Below are 19,661 nucleotides of genomic sequence, written 5' to 3' on the forward strand. Positions count from 1 at the left end.
GTCGTCCTGCCCCCAGCGCCCCTGAGCCACTGGCTGGATTACCTTGGACTGTGCAATTAAGTTGAGCTTATCGGCTGGCGTCAAACAGCAAGCGACTGACCACCACGCCGACGACGACCGTCACTAGGCAGCCGATGGCATTGAGCCATAAAAACGCAACGATGTCGGCGGCAGCCAAGGCCCAAACCACGCCCATGCCCAACAGGAGACCACTGACCGCGCCGCGTCCGTTGGCGCGGGGGTCGGCCGCGGCCAGAACGAACACGCCCAGCAGCGCCCCGTAAAACCACGAACCAAAGCGATTGACAACCTCGATCAACGACCCCAGCCGAGCGGCATAGAGCGCGCCGACACAAGCCCATCCGCCCCAGAACGCCGTGGCAAGCTGGCCAATCCGCACCAACTGCGTTTCCGATGCCGCCGGGTTCAGCCAACGCTGATAAATGTCCAACGCCGTCGTCGTCGCCAACGCATTGAGTTCTCCGGCGCTGGTGGACATCGCCGCCGCCAGAATCGCGGCCAGAATCAATCCCACCAAACCAGATGGCACATGAGACAGCACGAACGTTGGAAAAACGTAGTTGGTGTCGTCGTAAGCGCGGCCGGTGGCTTGGGTCAACAGCGTCACGGCCGACCGACGGATGACCTCGCACCGTGCCTGGGCAGCTAAAAACGCCGTCTGGGCAGTCTGCGCCGACGCATCGCCGCGTTCCCACGCTTCGGCATAGCGCAGCGCGGCCTGCCGGCGGTCATCGGTCGCGGCCGCGTATTCAGCTTCAAGCTGCGCATAGGCGCGGCGGGCAGACTCGTCCGGCAGGTCAGCCGGCGCGGTGAACACCAGTGGCGGGGCCGGCGCAAACACGTAAAACACGAAGATCAGTACGCCAATCAGCAACACCAGGGCCTGGAGCGGGATTTTCACCACGGCATTCAGCAGTAACGACCGCTGCGCCGCCGCAATGGAACTGGCAGCCAGATACCGCTGCACTTGGCTCTGGTCACAGCCGAAATACGACAAAAACAGAAACAAGGAAGCAAATAGCCCTGACCAAACGGTGTACTTCTCCTGCCAGTCAAAACGCCAATCTACGGCCGTCAGGCGGCCGGTCGCGCCTGCCACCTGCAAGCCGTCCCAGAGCGAAATCACCGGCGGCAGCTTGGCAATCAGCAGCCACAAGATGGCGACTAGCCCAACCACAATCACGGCCATTTGCTTGACATCATTCCAGGCCACCGCGCGAACGCCCCCCAACACCGTGTAGAGCGTCGTGACGATCCCCATGACCAGAATGGTGAGCGCTTCGGACCACCCCAAGGCGGCCGACAACACGACCGCCGGAGCAGCAATTACGACCGAAGTCGCCAGCCCCCGCGACAACAGAAAGAACACACTCGTCACGGCACGGGTTCGCGCGTCAAACCGGCGCTCCAGAAATTCGTAAGCCGTGAAGACGTTGGCGCGATAAAAGCCCGGCACGGCCGTGACGCAGAGCATGACCATCGCTATCGGCAGCGCGAAATAAAACTGCACGAACCGCATCCCGTCGGCATACCCCTGACCGGTCGCGCCCACGAGCGTGATCGCCGAAAGCTGGGTGGCCATCACCGACAAGCCGACCGTCCACCAGCCCAGGCTGCGGTCGGCTCGAAAATAGCCGTCCGAGGTTTGTCCACGGCGGCCGGCCCGGAAGCCATCCACCACGAGGTAAACGAAGTAGGCCGCGATGATGACCCAATCGAGCCACGTCATAGACGGTCCGCTACCGGCTTCCGGCCGGCGCCAAGTCTGGAATGCCAACACACACCATCAGATTTGGCGCGTCGTCACTGGCCGCCACGACCAGCTTCTGTCCGTCCGGCGAGAAAGCAAAACTTTCCGGTGGCGAGCCAAAAATGTCGCCAAGGATTCGGCGGCGCGTACTGGTCGTGTCGGTTCCGGGACGAAAATCCTGCGCAAAAATGCCGATGTCACCGGCTGTCGAAACCCAGCCGATGCGCTGACCGTCCGGCGACCAGCGGGCGCGACCGTGACTCAAGCCGCCCAGCCCGACTTCAATCGAGAAGACCTGAGCGCCATCCGTGACGCGCGCAACCCGAATGGCATTGCCATTGCCTTCCTTCATCGTCGTGACATAGAGCACATACTGCCCATCCGGCGACACTTCCGGCCAGCGCGCCGGCAGGTCGGCAACGAGCTGCCGGCCATCTGTCCCGTCAACACGGATTTGCCAAACCCCATACGTAGGGTGGTCGCTCACCGTAAAGAAGATAAAGCGGCCATCGGGCGAAGGCGTCGGGTTCTGGGCGCTGGCGTTGAAGGCGGTCACTGCCCGGCCGCGCATGCCATCGGCGGTGGCCGTCCAGATTTCAAACTTCCCGGTTCGGTTGGAACTCCAGTAAAGCGTCTGCCCGTCTGGGGACAGCGCCGGGTCCCAGTCGGTGTCTGGATGAGCCGTGAGCGGCGCGAGGCGTCCATCGGCGAAATTGAGCCGCCAAATGTCGTTGTTGCCGGTGCGGTTCGAGGTAAACACCACCCCATCGCCGCCTGGCGTGTAACGTGGCTGGCGATCAATGCTTGTGCCGCGCGCCAGGACGCGCAGTTGCGGCAATTCTCCAGGGCGCGCGCCAAGTCGTGCCTCAACCAGATTGCCGCGCCGCGAGCGGGACTCATACACCAGCCGTCCGTTTCGCAGATCGCAGACCGCCGTATCGTGCGGCAGAGCAGCGACCACCCGACTGCTGCCCGTGCTGACACTAAACACCACCACGCGCGCCGGGGTGATGATGTTTGGCGCTTCCGGCGATGTGGACTGAATGACTACCAGCGCCGAGCTGTCCTCGAGCCAGGCCGGACTCGACACATAGCCACCGCGTTCGGTTGGCTCGAGTTGGCGAACGGCTCCGGTTGTCACCGTGATGAGCGTGACCGGCGAAAAGACGTTGCCGGCGACCACATCCTTTACCAGCGCAATGTGCTTGCCGTCGGGCGACCAGCGGGGGCGGCGCAGGCGTAGTCCGTCGAGGCGCGCGATTGGGCGCAGGTTGCTGCCATCGCTTTCAACGCTCTCCAACAGTGTGGACGTGATGCCGCCATCCCGTACCCACCGCACAACACACAACCGACGGCCATCGGGCGACCAATCGCCGTCCACCCCGTCATCCACGATCTTGCGCGGCACCCCGCCCAATGACGACACGACATAGAGCGCCGTTGAACCGTCCCTGGCGCGCCGCACGAACGCAATTTGCTGGCCGTCGGGCGAATACCGTGGCGAGCTGTCTTCGCCCTCGGTAATGGCGACTTCGGTGGCATCGCCTACAATCCGCTTGACCCAGATACGCTGCCGACCATCCCGTTGCGAGGCAAAGGCAACGCTTTGTCCGTCTGGCGACCAGGCCGGCGTGGTATCGCTGCCGGCATTGGTCAGGTAGGTGTAGGTCAAAAAGGCCGGCTTTGGACGCCCGCTCCAGATGAAGACGGCAACCAGTCCGACGAGCGCCGTCGCCAACAGCGCCCCGGCCCCCCACCAAAGCCGCTCTGGACGGACGTCCACCGGCCATGCTGCCTGGAGTTGCTCACTTGGCGGAAGCCGCAGCGTTTCACGGTTGTTTATGTCGAGTGTCTTGGCATCGTTAGACAGCGCCGGCCGCAGTGTCCGCAAAATAAAAGCGAGGTCCTGGGCGCTTTGAAAACGCTGCGTCGGCTGACGGTTCAGACAGCGCTCCAGGGTTTTCCACAAGTCCCCTGGCAGCGATGGGGGATCGCTGAGTTGCGCGAATGGGTTGTCGCGGAGAATGGAGGCGGCCACTTCTGCCTGCGTCGCGCCGGGGAACGCCCGCCGTCCCGTGAAAACCTCAAACAACACACAACCGAGCGCAAAGATGTCGCTCCGGGCATCGAGTGGCCCGCCCCGGACTTGTTCCGGCGACATATAACCAATCGTGCCAACGACCATGCCGGGGGAGGTCGTTAAGGTGTCGCGTGTGGATACGGTTTCATCGGTTTCAGCAACGACCGGACGCTTTGGCATCCGCGCGACACCAAAATCCAGAATCTTGACTTGCCCATCCGCCGTCAAAAAGATGTTTTCCGGCTTGATGTCGCGGTGCAGAATGCCCTTCTGGTGAATCGCCGCCAGCCCCTCGGCAACGGCAATGGCAAGGGCAAGACCTTCGGCCAAGGGGATGGAGCCACGCGCCAATCGCCCCCGTAGCGATTCCCCTTCGAGATACTCCATCACGGCGAAGGCCGCGTCCCCGGCGACATCAAAATCATAGATGGCGCGGACGTTGGGGTGGGACAGTTGCGCGATGGCGCGGGCTTCCCGCTCAAAACGCAAGCGAATTTCGGGATCATCAGCCAAGCGCGGTGGAAGCACCTTGATGGCGACATCGCGGTTGAGCTTGGTGTCGCGCGCTCGATAGACCTCACCCATACCACCTGCGCCGAGTTTCTCGCAGATTTCGTAGTGAGCGAGGCGCATGCCAACGGTGGGCATAGAATTACGGTCCCATCCCAAGTTGTTACCGGATGGCGAGCATCCGCACTATCAGCTAAACGCTATTGTGGCCGCCTACCTTAGGGAAGCCAAAGAACAGTCGTCAACCTGCTTACACCTGCCAAAAAAAAGGGGGCGATGAACGCCCCCAGCCAGAGATGCGGCCAGTTTGTTTGATGGTTAGAAGACGTACCGCAGCACGAACTGCATGAAGCGCGGCGGATTCTGCACGCTTGTCAACCGCCCAAAGTTGGGCAAGGGTTGGTTGCGGAAGGGATCAGTTGGCGTCGCCAAGGTTTGAACGCCGCCAAACGGCTGGAAGTTCGTGGCATTGAAGACTTCCCAACGGAACTGAAGTGACTGCTGCTCACTCCACGGCATGGTGAAGCTCTTCGCCAGACTGATGTCGAGGTTAGCAAAGGCCGGCAACCGGAAGATGTTGCGCTCGCCGGTCTCACCAGGCTTGGCACTGCGGAAGCTCTGCGAGGCAAACACCGGATCGCGGAAGAGGTTCGGGTTGTTGCCGCGCGTCGGCGAAGTCGAGATTTGCCGGATGCGAACCGCGTTGCTCGGCACCTGCCAGTTGGTCGCGTAGGCGGTGCCGTCGCCGGTGGCCGCACCCGTGACCTGACCGGAGTTGTACCGGGCAATACCACCCAACTGCCAGCCGCCGATGAAAGCATCGAGGACACGTGAAGCGTTGCCAAAGAAAGCGCGCCCGCGCCCAAAGGGCAACTGGACGACAAAGTTGGCATTGATGATATGGCGGAAGTCAAAGCTTGACACCGCGCGGTTGTCACGCTGACGGAACGGATTGAGCACCAGCCCGCCACCGCCAAAGAAGCCGGCTGTCTGAAGCCCAGAGGCGTCATCGAGCGACTTCGAGAACGTGTAGTTGAAATCCCACGTCAAATACGTTTTGTAGCGTTGACGCATCGTGAGCACAAGCCCGTGGTAGTCCGACGTGCCAAAGCTGCCAATCGTATTCAACGCGCCATACTGCGGGTGGAAGAACAGGTCTTCACCCAGCGGCGAGATGCCGTCAATTTGATAACCACCCGGCCGCGGACTGTTGTTGAGGATGAGCTGAACGGTCGTCCAGTCGGCCGGACCCAGCAAGCCCCAGCTACCCGGATTCAGCAACATGGCGTAGATAGCCTGGCTGTTGGTCATGCCCGGCTGAATACCGCCAAACCCACCAAAGAAGTTTGCCAGGATACCGGGGAAGAGGATGTTGTTGAAGTAAGGGATGTTGGGAATCTGCGAAATCGGCGTGTTGTTGCGCCGGAGGTCTTCGAGCTGACCGGCGGCGGTGTACCAATCCACGCCTGTCCGCGGGTCCACCAGGTTGTTGAGCGCCATCACGTCGCGCTGGGCCAGCAAGTTCCGTCCCAGGCGCCCAACGTAGGAAGCCTCGACAAAGAGACCGGCCGGGAGTTCACGCCCATAGGAAAAGTTCCAACTGAAGTTGCGCGGCAGGCGCGTCGTCTGGTCAATGGACTGCTCGATGCGCTGCTGCCCATCATCCGGCTGCGTCAGCGGGAAGCGCAACTGTGGCGGCGGGTTGATGCCGGGGAAGTTGCGGAAGCTCTGCCCCTGCGCGGTAAAGAGCGGAGCAAAGGGCGGCGATGTCAGCCGGAACTGCGCAAAGGATGTCTGCTGCTGCTGGACAAAGCCCAGCGTGTTGCGCTGGTCAAACTGGACGGCAATCTGCTGCCCAAAGTAGTCGTTGGTCAGGGCGAAACCGGCTCGAATCACGCTCTCCTGTCGCTTGCCAAACACCTTGCCCAGAAATCCTTCCTTGAAATCTGGCGACCAAGCAATCGAGACGCGCGGCTGCCAGTTGTTGTAAGCGAACTGATAGAGCGATTCGCCACCGTTGACCGGGCCGGCGAGATTGATCGTGATGAGGTCGTTGAACGGGCGCCCCTGCGCCGCGCCCACCGCGCGCCCACGCAGGAAGTCGCCCAGCGGGATGTTCGTTCCGGCCTGGAAACCGTTTTGCTCATAGACCGGGCGGCTCAACCCATACCGGATGCCATAGGTCAGCGTGAGATTTGGCCGAATGCGCCACACATCCTGGAAGTAGAAATCATACTCCTCGGCCGCGAAGCTCCGGTCAGTTGGGCTACCGGCCGGAAGCAGGCGTCCCTGTTGATCGTAGGTCAGGAAGACTGTGTACTGGTTGATGCGCCCGATGAGCGCATTGACGCCATCGCGCACCGGCACGGCCCGCCCAGGCTGGATGGCAAGGCCCAAGTTGTTGACAGCGAACGTGTTGATGGGGGCCGTCAGGCTCTGGGCATAAAAAATCGGGTTGACGACGCCGAAGTCGAACGCCTGTCCGAAGCCCGTCCGCCGGTTGCGGATGATGCGGATGTTGGTTCCAAACTGGAACGTGTGGTCACGGAACACATAGGTGGTGTCATTCGTGAAGTTGTGGGTGGGCACAATCCGGTCGAGCGTCCGCTGGTTGAACGTCGGCTCGAACACGAATCGGAAATTGATGAAGTTCTGCGCCGTATCCCCCTGGTTACTGGTAGCGAAGCGCGTCAGCCCATAACGAAAGTTGTTGACCCAGTTGTTGCTGATGGTCCAGGTGTGCCCGGCGGCAATGCCAACGGGGTGTGACCATGTGCGCAGGGGCGCGGTGTCAGGGAAAAACGAGTCCTGAAGGATCGTGTCGTACTGGACGTTCGCCCGCGCAAACAACGTGTGCTTGCCGGCGTCGTCCACCTTCCAGTCGAGGCGTCCGATATGGGCGTTGAAGTCGAACGGAGTCGGCGCATTGAACCGGAAACCACCCGTGTTGACGCCATCGCCGGCGCCGGGGTCATTCGCGGGATAGCGACTCGCCGCTTGTGCCAGATAGGCCACACCGGCCGGGTTGAGCGCCGAGCCACCGCCGGCTGCCGCCAGTGCCGGGAAGGCCTGACTAATCTGGGCGGCCGTGAGCGTCACAATGCCAACCGGCGCGCCGGTTGCCGCATTGACGGCATTGAAGCGCAGTTCGCCACGCCCCAGGTGTGGCAGCGGCACAGTACGCAGCACCGAGGTCTGCGACCGGTCACGCCGTCCTTCGTAGTTGTAGAAAAAGAAAAGGCGGTTTTTGACAATCGGCCCCCCCACCGCGCCGCCAAACACGTTTTGTAGCACGCGCGGCGTCCGCTGACCGATTGCATTGGTAAACCAGTTACCGGCATTGCCGATCGTCGGACGGTGGAAGAAGAATGCCGAGCCGTGAAACTCGTTCGTGCCGCTCTTGGTGACGAGCGAAATCTGCGCGCCCGATGAACGGCCCTGGTTGGCATTTGGATTGCTGACCGTCACGCGAAACTCCTCGACCGACTCCGGCGAGGTGCGCAGTACCGGCGCAAAGGCCGTGTTGTTTTGCTGCTCATTGATATCGACGCCGTCCAAGGTGATGTTGCCTTGGTCGCTACGGGAGCCGCTTACCGAACCGTCGCGCGTCACGCCGGGTTGCAAGCTCAACAAGCCGGCAATGTTACGCGCGGCCAACGGCAATTCGAGAATCTGCCGCTGCGCAATCGTGTTGCCAATGCTGGCGTCCTGACGGTTGACAATGGCTGCCGTGCCATCTCCGGTTACGGTGATCGTTTCAGTGGCAGCGCCGACCGTCAGTATGATGTCCAGCGTCGTGCTACCGTCCACCCGCGCCCGGATGTCAGCCTGCTCATAGGTTTTGAAGTTTGGGGATTCAACCTTCACCGTATAGGCGGCAACCGGAACTCCGGTAAAAGAAAATGTGCCGGCCTCGTTCGTGGTTTGCGTCCGGGTGGTTCCCGTCGCCGAGCTGGTCAGCGTTACGGTCGCGCCGGCCACGGCAGCACCCTGCTCATCCGTGACTGTGCCGCGGATGGTGCCGGTTCCAATCTGGGCCAGCGCCGAAAGGCCGGTGATGCCAACCCACAGCATGAGTAGGAGCGGCATCAGCCAACTTGGCTGTCGTTGTCGCAAAGGAACTGTCAGTGTGTTCATCTAAGCTTTCCTCAGATAGATTCAGTCGCCCCGACCGAAGTCTGTCCAACCCGAAGCCGGCTCAACGCACCGCGGTCACCACCACCCACCCCAGGCCAGGAACATCTTCTGCCGGACAACTCACGCATCTAACTCCAAGGCAAGACTCATACCAAACTTGAAGCCACGCTCAAGCCGTTGTGTAGTGTCACAAAAAGTAAGAAAACACACGTCTTTTGGTCGTTCCAAGGCGCGCCAGGCCAGGTAGCCAATGGCAAGTTGGGGCGCTGGCCCCGGCCACCCTGGCAACGAAAAATTCGATAGATATTCAGATTTTTGGTTTTCTGATTCAGAAACCGGCGCGCTAGCGCGGCGTTGTATAGCGAGTCAATTCACCCGTCACGGTTACGCCCCGCGCTTTGAAACGCACGCGCACGGGCAAACGCGCCGCGTCTTCCGAGAGCCAGAGCAAAAAGCTCCCTTCGTAGCGCACGAAGCCGGATTCCCGAACCTTGAGGTCAAGCTTGCGCGTTCGAAAACGTCCGGCGCGAGTCTTGATGACTTCGACTTCGCCGGTGACGACCACCGGAAGGTCATAGACCCGCTCATCTTCGGTCAGCACCATGGGAATGACCGAGCCGGGCGTGAGTGGTTGCGTCCGCAGGACGTACCAGAAGGTTTGCAGATCGGTCGTCCAGCCACGCCCCGGTAGTGTGCGCAGGTTGACCGCACCATCTTGGCCGGCCCACTCCAGAACCGCGCGAGTTTCCCTGGCTCGCGCCTGGCAAGTCATCTGAAACTTTTGCTGCTGGTTGTTTCGCAGGTCACGCTGATTATAGGTCAAGCCTAGGTCGGTGGCGTCCACAACCGAAAGGTACTCGTGGCGCACATCCACCCGCAGCAACGCCGGGAGAAAGCCGCGCGTCCGCGCCCGCGCCTGAAACGCCAACCCAGGCGACGGTAGCGCGGACGGGCAAGCTTCCTCTGCCGGCTGCGAGTCATCTGGCCGGGGCAGGTCTCGCTTGAGTTTGGTGGCCAGCGCATTGGTCAGCGCCTGCGCCGTATCCAGTGAGACGACGGATAGCTCAAGCTCGCCCAGCTTTCCAGAGAGTGGAAAGCGTGAAAAGCTGAACTCGTACGTCAACGTCTCACCAACGCGGAACGGGTACGGCGCGTGAACCGGAAAGGGCGGGGCAACGGGCGATTTCCCCACATCGGACGCCTCGCGCCCGCCAGCGGCAACCGACGGAGCTTGTCCCTGGCCTGGGCCGGGAAGCATGAAGCTGCCCAAGGCAACGGTTATCCAGAGTAGCCAAACGCGAATCGCCATCATGGTTTCAACAAGTTCCTGATCAGTTCCGCGGGGGCATTCCCACCGACGCAAAGATTCGGCTTTCAAGATGCTCGGCGGCATCGGCCAGATGCTGGGAAACGGTCGTGAAGGCCCGGCTTTCCACGACGATGATCCGGTTGGCGTCGCGGCCCACGGCAGCGATCACGGCCGGGTCTTCCAACAAACGCTGGCGGACAAGGTCTTCCTTCCCGGATTCCGCGCTGACAACGATGAAATCCGGCTTCCACCGGGTCAGTTGCTCCGGGCTGATTTGCCGGAAGCCGACCACGCCCTGCTCGGCCGCCACGTTGATGCCTCCAATGGCGCGGACTAGGTCATCAAAGGAAGTTTCCGTTCCGGCGGTGAAGTGGGACACGCCAAAGGACATCAACCGTGGGTGCTGCCCGCGCTGCCGGGCGCGCTCGGCCAAGATGGCAAACCGGCGTTCCAGCTCGGCAACCAGCTCGGCAGCCGCGGTCGGTTCACCGACCACATCGCCCAGCGCCAGGATGTTGGACTTGATGTCGGCCACCCCACCAAACCGCGTGAACCGATAAACCGGCGCGCCGCTGGCGCTGAGTAGCTCGACCAGTTCCGCCCGACTGTAACTCGCTACCAGGATGAGATCGGGCTGCAACTGAAGAATGGCTTCGGCGTTTGCGCCACAGCGTCCGGCGACCAGCTTGGCCGGCTCGGCGCAGTAGCTGTAGCGCGCATCGTCGGCCAGGTTGCTCAATGCCACGAGCCGCTCCGGCGCGACCAGCGCCAGCAGGATTTCATCCGTTGCCAACGTCTGCGAGGCGATGCGCTGCGGGCGTGCCGGCACCGTAAGCTGCCGGCCGCTGCCATCGGTGACGGTCCGAACCGGAGATGTCGGCGCAGTTGGCCGAGGAACCGTCCCGACACAACCCAGCCCCAACATGCCCAGCACCAAGACGCTGCACAGAAGCGTCCAGGACGGGACATTCCATAGGGAGCGGGTGGCGGGGTGGGGCAGGATGCGCGCCAGCGCGGCACGCCGGGAGTGGACGAACTGGCTTGGTCGTGGCATACGGCAACTTAGTAACCGAAGTTTACGTTCGCGCGCCATCTCGCGCGCGAGATCGAGGGAGTTTTTGCCATGACGAATCTGGTTTGGCGGCCGGCGCGGTGGGTGCTGGTCGTTGGGTTCACCCTCATCGGGGGTCTGGCCTTTGGTGCGTCGGCGCTGTGGTCCAGCCATCACCCCACGCCGCTTCAATCCACAACCACGCCGCCGGAGGACTTTGATGTTGCCGCGCACTACATCAAAACCGAGGTCCGCATCCCCATGCGCGACGGCGTCAAGCTCTTTGCCAGTATTTACGCTCCACGCGACACCACCCGCGCCTATCCCATCCTGCTCAATCGCACGCCCTATAGTTGCGCGCCCTACGGCGACGCTTACCGGCAACGGATCGGGCCATCGGATGAGATGATGCGTGATGGCTACATTTTTGTATATCAGGACGTCCGCGGGCGCTATCTGTCAGAAGGCGAGTTCGTCAACATGCGTCCACACCAGGCCAACAAACGCGACCGGGAAATTGACGAATCCACCGACACCTACGACACCATCGCGTGGCTCCTGGAAAACGTCCCGAACCACAACGGGCGGGTGGGCATGTGGGGCATTTCGTATCCAGGCTTTTACGCCGCGGCCGGCATGATTGACGCCCATCCAGCCCTCAAGGCCGTGTCCCCCCAGGCGCCAATTGCCGACTGGTTCATCGGCGACGACATGCACCACAACGGCGCGTTTTTCCTCATTGACTCCTTTACGTTTTTTTCGTCGTTTGGGCAGGCGCGGCCTGAGCCAACCACCAAAACCGCCCCTGGGTTTCGCTTCCCGACGCCCGATGCTTACCGGTTTTTCCTCGATGTTGGCCCGCTCCGGCACGTCGAAGAACGCTACTTCAAGGGGAGCATCCAGTTCTGGACCGACATGGCGGCGCATCCGAACTACGATGGCTTCTGGCAGTCACGCAACCTGGTGCCGCACATGAACCGGGTGGCTCCGGCCGTGTTGTTCGTCGGCGGGTGGTTTGACGCCGAAGACCTCTATGGGCCACTCAAGCTCTATGCCAGCACGGAGCAGCGCAACCCCAACAGCCGCAACGCGCTGGTCATGGGTCCGTGGTCGCATGGCGGCTGGGCGCGCAGTGACGGCCGCCGTCTCGGGCCGATCGATTTCGAGCAGCCTACGGCAGCCTTCTACCGCCGCGAAATCGAAGCCAAGTTCTTTGCCCACCACCTCAAAGACGCGCCCGATCCGGAGTTACCGGAAGCTTATGTGTTCCAAACCGGCTCGAACCAGTGGCGGCGTTACGCGCAGTATCCGCCGCCGGGACTCACGCCGACCAAACTGTACTTCCACGCCAACGGACGCCTGTCATTTGAAGCGCCCAAGGAACCATTTGGCGCCGATGACTACACCAGCGATCCCCGGACGCCGGTTCCCTACACCAATCAAATCACCAATCGGCGGGGGATCACCTACATGGTGGAAGACCAGCGATTTGCTGCCGCCCGGCCGGATGTCGTGACCTACCAGACCGAACCGCTCACGGCGCCGGTCACGCTGACGGGGCCGCTCCAAGCCGAGCTTTTTGTGACCACCACGGCAACCGATGCTGATTTCATCGTCAAGCTGATTGATGTCTTCCCGGACGACACACCGGATGGGCCAGACCTGCCGCCAGGGGTGCACTTAGGCGGCTATCAGATGCTGGTGCGCGGGGAGGTCATGCGGGCCAGATTCCGCGACAGCTTTGAACGTCCGATGCCGCTCAAGCCTGGGCGGGTTGAACGCATTGCGTTCGAGCTACAGGACGTTGACCACTGCTTCAAGCCAGGCCACCGTATCATGGTACAGGTCCAGAGTTCGTGGTTTCCACTGGTGGATCGCAACCCACAGACGTTTGTCGGCAACATTTTCCAAGCACGCGACGGAGACTTCCAGCCGGCGACGCACCGCATCCACCGCGATGCGCGCCACGCATCCGGCATTGCGGTCAGCGTTGCGCGTTGAGTCTGTGTACTGAGTCTGTGTATGTTTCGCAGGCTGCTTGTGCGCGGCACGAACTGGGTCGGCGACAGCATCATGACCATTCCGGCGCTGCGCGAACTACGGCGTATTTTCCCCACGGCCCACCTCACACTCATGGTTCGGCCGTGGGTAGCCGACTTGTTTGCAGACACGCCGCTGGCCGACGACCTGCTGCTTTACGACAACCGGCGCGAGTCATTCTGGTCCGGCGTTGTTAAGCTCCGCGCTGGCCGGTTCGATGCCGCCGTACTTTTCCAGAATGCCTTTGAGGCAGCGGCGCTGGCCTTTGCGGCCCGCATCCCACAGCGCATCGGGTTTGCCACGGAAGCCCGCCACCTGCTGCTGACCGACGCCTTCCCGGTGACGCCGGCCACCCGCCGCAAGCACCAGATTTACTACTACCTGGACTTAGTGGCGCAGTGGGAAACGCGGCTGACCGGAAAGACCGAAGTCAACTACGAGGCGCTCGACTACCGGCTGCCCGTGGCGGCCGACGCGCGAGCTGCGGTAGAAGCCAAGCTGCCGGACCTAGGACGCCACGGCTACCCGGTAGCCATCGTTCCCGGAGCGGCCAACAGCCGCGCCAAGCAGTGGCCGCCCCAGGCGTTCACGGCGCTCCTCGACCGGTTGGCCGAGCGGGACGAGCTACAACTGTTTCTTGTCGGCGCACCCAATGAACATCCGCTGTGTGAAGCGATCCGGCAGGGCATGCGCCGACCCGACCGGGCTGCCACGCTGGCGGGAGAACTTTCCCTGCGGGAAAGCGTAGCGTTTCTCGCCTGCTGCGCCGTCGTCGTCAGCAACGATACCGGGCCGGCCTATGTGGCGGCGGCGCTCGACCGACCGCTCGTCACCATTTTTGGCCCAACCGACCCCAACCAGATTTCTCCTTTTTCGCCAACGGCACGAATCGTCCGCAAGCTTGTGCCGTGCGCGCCCTGCCTGCTCAAGGATTGCCCGATTGACCACCGCTGCCTGACCGGTGTGACGCCTGACATGGTGTGCCAGGCCATGCTCGACGCGCTTGATACACAAAATGGGCTTGCGTCCAGGCGCGACCCGCATTAACGTTTGTTCAGTTCTGTCCGTTTACGATTTTCACATGCGCACGTTCAGCTTTACGTTCAGCGGTTATTGGTACTGGTGGAGCCTCATCGGGAAGGCTCGACCGGCCGCGCTGGCGTGCGTACTTGACGACTGAAACGACGTTTCGCCAGATTTTCCAGGGCCGCCGACCTTCCCAAGCCGGGAGGTCGGCGGTTTTGTTTTTGTTCACTTTTGCCTGAGAGGAACCTGACGCCCATGCTTGTCCACCGAAGTTCTCCCACCCACCAAACCACCGTCTCCATCGCCGGCGTTCCCGTGGGCGAACCAGGACTGGCGCTGATTGCCGGACCCTGTGCCGCCGAATCCGAACGCCAACTCCGTACGGTCGCGGAGCGCCTCGCCCTGATGGGCATTCAACTGTTGCGCGCCGGCGTCTATAAGCCGCGCACCTCGCCCTACAGTTTTCAGGGCTTACAGGAACCTGGGTTGGAACTCCTGCGCATCATCAAGCGCGATTATGGGCTGGGCATCGTGAGCGAAGTCATGTCGGTTGCCCAGCTCGACCGCGCCTACGACGTGTTTGACTGCTTTCAGGTCGGCTCGCGCAACATGCAGAACTTCGAGCTACTCAAGGCCCTTGGGCAAACGCGCAAGCCGGTGCTCCTCAAGCGCGGCCTGGCAGCAACCATCGAGGAATTTTTAGGCGCGGCGGAATACATCGTCGCTGGGGGCAACGCGCAGGTCATACTCTGCGAACGTGGCATTCGGAGTTTTGACCCAGCGACGCGCAACGTGCTGGACCTAGGGGCCGTAGCCCTGCTCAAACGTCTGACCCACCTGCCGGTCCTGGTTGACCCGAGCCATGCCACTGGCCGCCGTGATCTCGTGCTGCCGGCGGCCCGCGCCGCTGCCGCAGTTGGCGCGGATGGACTGATTGTCGAATGCCATCCCACGCCGGAGCAGTCGGTTTCCGATGCGGCGCAGGCGCTCTCGCTGGATGACCTGGCGCAACTGGTGACCGAAGTTTCAGCCGTTGCCCAAGCCGTCGGACGCGGCCTGAGCTACCCGGTGGAGCGCGCGGCATGAGCGTCTTGACGATTCTTTCGGATGCCATCACCCCGGCCGCGCTCTACAACGAACTTGCCGCCGCCTCCGATGTGGCGTTCCTGCTGGAGAGTACCGAGGGCGACGCGCGCCTGGCACGGTATTCCATCATCGGCATCGAACCCCGGTTGGTCGTAGCTTTTCGGGGCCAGCGCGTGACCATTCATGACCTGCATCGCCAAACGGAACGCCAGATGCAGGCCACGGACCCACTGCGGCTGCTGAGCGAACTGCTCGCACACGAACGGGAGCACGTCGCGGAGCACTGCCAGGCGCTACCGCCAACCCTGCCCTTTCAGGGTGGTTTCGTCGGGTACTTGGGCTATGGCGCCACAGCGCCCCTCGCCGGGATCGTTCCGCAACCCGTCGCCCCGTATGCCGCGCCGGATGGCTGTTTCGGTCTCTACGATACCTTCGTGGTGTTTGACCACCTCTACCGCAAGCTGCACATCGTCTCGTACGGTGGGCGCGACATCGTGGAACAGATGTATGAGCGGGTGTGTCGGCGGACGCCACTGCCCCCACTCCGTGACGCGACCGCAGCACTGGACAGCGCGGATGTGTTTGCCGATGTCGAGACGACCCTTGATGACCAGGCCTTTGCGGCACTCGTCGAGCGTTGCCAGGCTTACATTACTGATGGGGAAGTGTTTCAAATCGTGCCTGCGCGGCGTTTTTCACGGCCGACGAGCGCGTCCCCCTTCACCATTTACCGCTCGCTGGTCGCGCTCAACCCCTCCCCCTACGCTTACTGTCTGAAGTTTGGGCGCTTCACGGGCGCACCCAGCTTCACCTACGTTGGTTCATCACCTGAAACGTTCGTCACGGTTCGGGATGGAACGGTGACGCTGCGCGCGCTCGCCGGGACGCGCCCGCGGGGTGATGACCCGGTGGAAGATGAGCGATTGGCCCAGGCCCTCCGCGCCGATGAAAAAGAACTTGCCGAACACCGGATGTTGGTTGACCTGGCCCGCAATGATGTCGGGCGGATTGCCCAGGTCGGGACGGTCACGACCGGCGAGATAGCGCGGATTGTCCGCTACACGCACGTCATGCACCTGGCCACCGATGTCAGCGGGCAACTGCGTCCGGGTCTGACCGCCTTCGACGTTATTCGGAGCTGCTTTCCGCGCGGCACCGTCACAGGCGCGCCCAAGATACGCGCCATGGAGCTACTCGCCACGCTCGAACCCGAGCAGCGCGGCCTTTACGCCGGGCTGGTCGGCTATGTGGACTTCGCCGGTCACGCCGACAGCGCCATCGCCATCCGTTCTGCGTTGGTCCAAGCTGGGGTTGCCCACGTCAACGCCGGGGCCGGCGTCGTCTTTGACTCCCAGCCGCAGCTCGAAGCCGACGAAACTCGCAACAAGGCGCGCAGCGTCATCACGGCTCTGCGCCTGGCCGAAATGAGCCAACCGGCGCGCGGTGAAGTGCCGGGAAAACCGTGAGCTGCGCCGGAAGAAACATCACTATGCTGGTCATCCTCGACAACTACGATTCCTTCACCTTCAACCTCTACCAAATGCTTCAGATGCAGACGGAAGAAGAGGTGGTGGTCGTTCGCAACGACGCCGTGGACCTCCCAACCCTGCGCGCCTGGCAGCCGACGCGCATTGTGCTGTCGCCGGGGCCGGGACGCCCCGACAACCGACGTGATTTTGGTGTTTGCTGGGATGTCCTCACGGCGGCTGAAACGCTGACGGTGCCAGTTCTCGGTGTCTCGCTGGCTGTGCCGATTCTCGGTGTCTGCCTTGGACACCAGGGGATTGTGGCGGCCTATGGCGGGCAGGTGGTACGGGCGTCGCAGATTGTCCATGGCAAAGCTTCAGAGATCGTGCAGATCTTACCGTCAAAGCTCTTTGCCACGCTGCCGGCATCGTTTCCGGCGATGCGCTACCATTCGTTGGTGGCCGATGAGGTAACACTGCCGGATTGTTTGCTGGTCACCGCACGCGACGCCGACACCGGACTGATCATGGCCGTCGAGCACCGGCATCTGCCGGTTTACGGCGTCCAGTTTCACCCTGAATCCATCGGCACGCCGGTTGGGAAGCAGCTCCTGGCCAACTTTTTGAGCCTCTGAGACGCCCACCGCTCAGAGCGTGTCCGCCGGTTCGACCAGTCGCGCATGCAACGCCTGCACTGCCGGGGGAGCATCGGTCTCGGCCATCAGAAACAGCCGGGCGTGTGCTGACGGATGGGGCAAAAGCGGTGTGACTTGAAACGCGGCCAATGCCTCGCTCAACGACGGGTGCAGTGTGATCACATCTTCTCCGAAGTTGCCGACGACACACAGCAAGGCCCGGTCGGCGGCAAGGTGGACATCCCCGACGCTCGCCAAGTCGCGCCGGGCCGCTTCAATGGCGTCGCCCTGTTCGACGGTTGCCGTCAGCCCGAGGCGTGACGCGGCCAGGTGCTCGACCAAGACACCGTGCGCATGCAGGATGCGCGCCATCTCCTCCAGGGCGCTGGCCGCCAGCCAGCCCCCAGCCGGACGAACGTGCACCGCCGCGATGCCCGGGCGGTGAGTCACGGCCAGAATGGACCCCGGCGGCGCGCCGGAAACCGAGGTAATCATGGAGTAGCCCGCGTCGGGGTCATACGAGTTGCGAATGCTCACCGGAATCTTGAGCCGTTCGACCGGCTCGATGGTGCGCGGGTGCAGGACCTTTGCCCCGTAGAGCGCCAAGTCGGTTGCCTCACCATAAGCCAGGGTTTCCAACCGACGCGAACGGGCCACCAGTCGCGGATCGGCCGAGTAAATCCCGGCCACGTCCGTCCAAATCTGGACTTCGTCGGCCTGGAGCGCGGCGCCGATCAAGGTCGCCGAGTAATCCGAACCACCCCGTCCCAGCGTCGTGGTCGCGCCATCGAGCGTCGCCCCGATGAAGCCGCCGAGCACCGGAATGACCCCCGCAGACAATACCGGGCCGAGGGCCTGGCGCGTCCGCGCGACGGTAGCTTCCCAGCGTGGTCGGGCGCGGCCATAGACCTCGTCCGTCACAATGCAGGTCCGGGCATCCACCGCGCGGCACGCCGTGCCATCCCCGGCAATGACGGCGGCCAGCAGGGTTGCGGCTAACTGCTCACCGTAAGCGACCACCTCATCCCGCAGCGGTGGAATGGTTCCCGGATAAGCGCGCATGGTTTCGAGCGCCTGGGCCAGGCGTTCACGGGCCGCGTAGAGCGCGTGGACGAAATCGCCGTACGCGGCCCCGCCGGTCAGGCTTTCGGCCACTTCGCTGTAACGGGCGAAGTGCGGTTCGAGACCGTCCAGTGCCGCGGCCGTATCCTGTTCAAGCGCCTGCCGGACGGCCTCCAGGAGGGCGTCGGTCATGCCCGCCATGGCAGAGACCACGACGACCGGCGGGAGTGGCGACCGAGCGGACTGCCGGCGCGCGATGGCCGCGACACGGGCAAAAGCGGCCGTATCTTGTACCGATGTGCCGCCAAACTTCATCACCGTTGGGCGTCGTTCGCCATCGAACGACGCCGGAGAAACCGAGTTGCTGGTAGGGTTCATGAGCGTGTGGGTTCAAGCGCCGCGCGGAGCAGGGGGGTGATGGCGGCGGGTTCGGCCAAAAAGCCATCGTGACCATGGTCGGTGCTAACTTCAGCATACTCAACCGGAACGCCAACCGTGCGCATCCGTTCGGCCAGGGCGCGCACGGCGCTGGCCGGGAAGAGCCAATCCGAAGAAAGCCCAATCAGGTGCACGCGCGCGCGGATGCGCGCCAGTTCGGCAGCGGCCAGATCAAAGGTGTCCATGGCTTTGCTGAGGATGAGGTAGCTGTTGGCGTCGAACCGCCGGACGAATTTCTCGCCCTGGTGGTCGAGATAGCCGGCGACATCATACCGCGCGGCAAGCGTCATCCGTGGGTCTTCGCCCGACCGATCTGGGTGACGGCCGAAGCGGTCGTCAAAGAGTGCCGCCGATTTGTAGCTGCACATGGCAATGGCGCGGGCTAGTGCGAGGCCGGCTGCCGGCTGCGTGGTGTAGTCGCCACCCTGCCACGCCGGGTCCTGCTGAATGGCCCGGCGCTGGAGGTGATTGAGCGCCAGCCCCATGGCCGGCAGTGGCGTCGCGCCGATGGCACAGCACACATCGAGCGCGTCTGGAAAATCCACGGCCCACCGGAGCGCTTGCATGCCACCGATCGAGCCACCCACGACGGCGGACAGGCGGGCAATACCCAGTTTTTGCAAAGCCAGGGCCTGCGCCCGCACGATGTCGCCAATCGTGACGAGCGGAAACCGCGCAGCATAGGGGCGACCGGTTCGGGGATCAATCGTCGGCGGGCCGGTCGAGCCGTAGCAGGAGCCGAGCACGTTGATGCCGACCAGGGCATAGCGCTCCGGATCAAACAGATGCCCTGGGCCGACCAGATCGCCCCACCAATCCGCAATACGCGCCGAACCGGTCAAGGCGTGACAGATGAGCATCACGCCACCGGGGGCGCTTTCCGGGTGTCCGTACCAGGCGCACCGAAGGGTCACTTCCGGTAGTTCACCGCCCGCCTCCAAGCGGAACGGTTGCTCATCGAGCTTCACGTCTTGCTCGAACGTCGGTCTCATGGCAGTCATCGTGACGTTGGCAGCGCCGGCCGTCTCCGGCAACCGGAGCCAGGCCAGG

Annotated in this window: 12 protein-coding genes; 5 read left to right on the top strand and 7 right to left on the bottom strand. The window is 62.8% G+C overall.

Annotated elements, in window-relative coordinates; translation table 11 throughout:
* Window positions 1-67: 67 nt before the first annotated feature.
* The 5 genes from J8C06_RS14320 to J8C06_RS14340 all read right to left on the bottom strand — a co-directional run bounded on the left by J8C06_RS14320 (window position 68) and on the right by J8C06_RS14340 (window position 10,861).
* Complete coding sequence (locus tag J8C06_RS14320; RefSeq protein ID WP_211430101.1) at window positions 68-1,750, bottom strand: sodium:solute symporter family protein; 1,683 nt, start codon at window positions 1,748-1,750, stop codon at window positions 68-70.
* A gap of 10 nt (window positions 1,751-1,760) precedes the next feature.
* The gene (locus J8C06_RS14325; RefSeq protein ID WP_211430102.1) at window positions 1,761-4,499 is read right to left on the bottom strand and encodes a protein kinase domain-containing protein; all 2,739 of its coding nucleotides are present in this window, start codon (window positions 4,497-4,499) and stop codon (window positions 1,761-1,763) included.
* A gap of 180 nt (window positions 4,500-4,679) precedes the next feature.
* Window positions 4,680-8,498, bottom strand: a complete 3,819-nt coding sequence (locus tag J8C06_RS14330; protein ID WP_211430103.1) for a TonB-dependent receptor — start codon at window positions 8,496-8,498, stop codon at window positions 4,680-4,682.
* 343 nt (window positions 8,499-8,841) lie between these two features.
* Window positions 8,842-9,810 (bottom strand): DUF3108 domain-containing protein, encoded by a 969-nt coding sequence (locus J8C06_RS14335; protein WP_211430104.1) that lies wholly within the window; start codon window positions 9,808-9,810, stop codon window positions 8,842-8,844.
* Window positions 9,811-9,829: 19 nt separating this feature from the next.
* A complete protein-coding gene (locus J8C06_RS14340; RefSeq protein ID WP_211430105.1) occupies window positions 9,830-10,861 on the bottom strand; it encodes an ABC transporter substrate-binding protein in 1,032 nt (343 codons plus the stop codon).
* Window positions 10,862-10,930: 69 nt separating this feature from the next.
* Here J8C06_RS14340 and J8C06_RS14345 point away from each other — a divergent pair, with 69 nt between their 5' ends.
* The 5 genes from J8C06_RS14345 (at window position 10,931) to J8C06_RS14365 (ending at window position 17,111) form a co-directional block, all read left to right on the top strand.
* Window positions 10,931-12,859, top strand: a complete 1,929-nt coding sequence (locus J8C06_RS14345) for a CocE/NonD family hydrolase (protein WP_211430106.1) — start codon at window positions 10,931-10,933, stop codon at window positions 12,857-12,859.
* A gap of 21 nt (window positions 12,860-12,880) precedes the next feature.
* Window positions 12,881-13,945 carry a lipopolysaccharide heptosyltransferase II gene (gene waaF, locus J8C06_RS14350; RefSeq protein WP_211430107.1) on the top strand — a complete coding sequence of 355 codons (1,065 nt, stop codon included), beginning with the start codon at window positions 12,881-12,883 and terminating at the stop codon, window positions 13,943-13,945.
* A 234-nt stretch (window positions 13,946-14,179) separates the two neighbouring features.
* Window positions 14,180-15,010: a bifunctional 3-deoxy-7-phosphoheptulonate synthase/chorismate mutase gene (locus J8C06_RS14355; RefSeq protein ID WP_211430108.1), complete on the top strand. Its 831-nt coding sequence runs from the start codon at window positions 14,180-14,182 to the stop codon at window positions 15,008-15,010.
* A complete protein-coding gene (locus tag J8C06_RS14360) occupies window positions 15,007-16,476 on the top strand; it encodes an anthranilate synthase component I family protein (protein ID WP_211430109.1) in 1,470 nt (489 codons plus the stop codon). Before J8C06_RS14355 ends, J8C06_RS14360 begins: the two co-directional genes overlap by 4 nt.
* Before the next feature lie 23 nt (window positions 16,477-16,499).
* The gene (locus tag J8C06_RS14365) at window positions 16,500-17,111 is read left to right on the top strand and encodes an anthranilate synthase component II (RefSeq protein WP_211430110.1); all 612 of its coding nucleotides are present in this window, start codon (window positions 16,500-16,502) and stop codon (window positions 17,109-17,111) included.
* 12 nt (window positions 17,112-17,123) lie between these two features.
* Here J8C06_RS14365 and J8C06_RS14370 read toward each other — a convergent pair whose 3' ends face one another.
* Window positions 17,124-18,551 (bottom strand): aspartate kinase, encoded by a 1,428-nt coding sequence (locus J8C06_RS14370; protein WP_211430111.1) that lies wholly within the window; start codon window positions 18,549-18,551, stop codon window positions 17,124-17,126.
* Window positions 18,548-19,603, bottom strand: a complete 1,056-nt coding sequence (metX, locus tag J8C06_RS14375) for a homoserine O-acetyltransferase MetX (RefSeq protein WP_246602123.1) — start codon at window positions 19,601-19,603, stop codon at window positions 18,548-18,550. Before metX ends, J8C06_RS14370 begins: the two co-directional genes overlap by 4 nt.
* Window positions 19,604-19,661 lie beyond the last annotated feature (58 nt).

Source organism: Chloracidobacterium validum (assembly GCF_018304825.1).
Lineage (GTDB): Bacteria > Acidobacteriota > Blastocatellia > Chloracidobacteriales > Chloracidobacteriaceae > Chloracidobacterium > Chloracidobacterium validum.

Excerpts from the sequence above, each read along its gene's own strand:
- J8C06_RS14320 (WP_211430101.1), bottom strand. The coding sequence starts at position 1,750 with ATGACGTGGCTCGATTGGGTCATCATCGCGGCCTACTTCGTTTACCTC.
- J8C06_RS14325 (WP_211430102.1), bottom strand. The coding sequence starts at position 4,499 with ATGCCCACCGTTGGCATGCGCCTCGCTCACTACGAAATCTGCGAGAAA.
- J8C06_RS14330 (WP_211430103.1), bottom strand. The coding sequence starts at position 8,498 with ATGAACACACTGACAGTTCCTTTGCGACAACGACAGCCAAGTTGGCTG.
- J8C06_RS14335 (WP_211430104.1), bottom strand. The coding sequence starts at position 9,810 with ATGATGGCGATTCGCGTTTGGCTACTCTGGATAACCGTTGCCTTGGGC.
- J8C06_RS14340 (WP_211430105.1), bottom strand. The coding sequence starts at position 10,861 with ATGCCACGACCAAGCCAGTTCGTCCACTCCCGGCGTGCCGCGCTGGCG.
- J8C06_RS14345 (WP_211430106.1), top strand. The coding sequence starts at position 10,931 with ATGACGAATCTGGTTTGGCGGCCGGCGCGGTGGGTGCTGGTCGTTGGG.
- waaF (WP_211430107.1), top strand. The coding sequence starts at position 12,881 with ATGTTTCGCAGGCTGCTTGTGCGCGGCACGAACTGGGTCGGCGACAGC.
- J8C06_RS14355 (WP_211430108.1), top strand. The coding sequence starts at position 14,180 with ATGCTTGTCCACCGAAGTTCTCCCACCCACCAAACCACCGTCTCCATC.
- J8C06_RS14360 (WP_211430109.1), top strand. The coding sequence starts at position 15,007 with ATGAGCGTCTTGACGATTCTTTCGGATGCCATCACCCCGGCCGCGCTC.
- J8C06_RS14365 (WP_211430110.1), top strand. The coding sequence starts at position 16,500 with ATGCTGGTCATCCTCGACAACTACGATTCCTTCACCTTCAACCTCTAC.
- J8C06_RS14370 (WP_211430111.1), bottom strand. The coding sequence starts at position 18,551 with ATGAACCCTACCAGCAACTCGGTTTCTCCGGCGTCGTTCGATGGCGAA.
- metX (WP_246602123.1), bottom strand. The coding sequence starts at position 19,603 with ATGAGACCGACGTTCGAGCAAGACGTGAAGCTCGATGAGCAACCGTTC.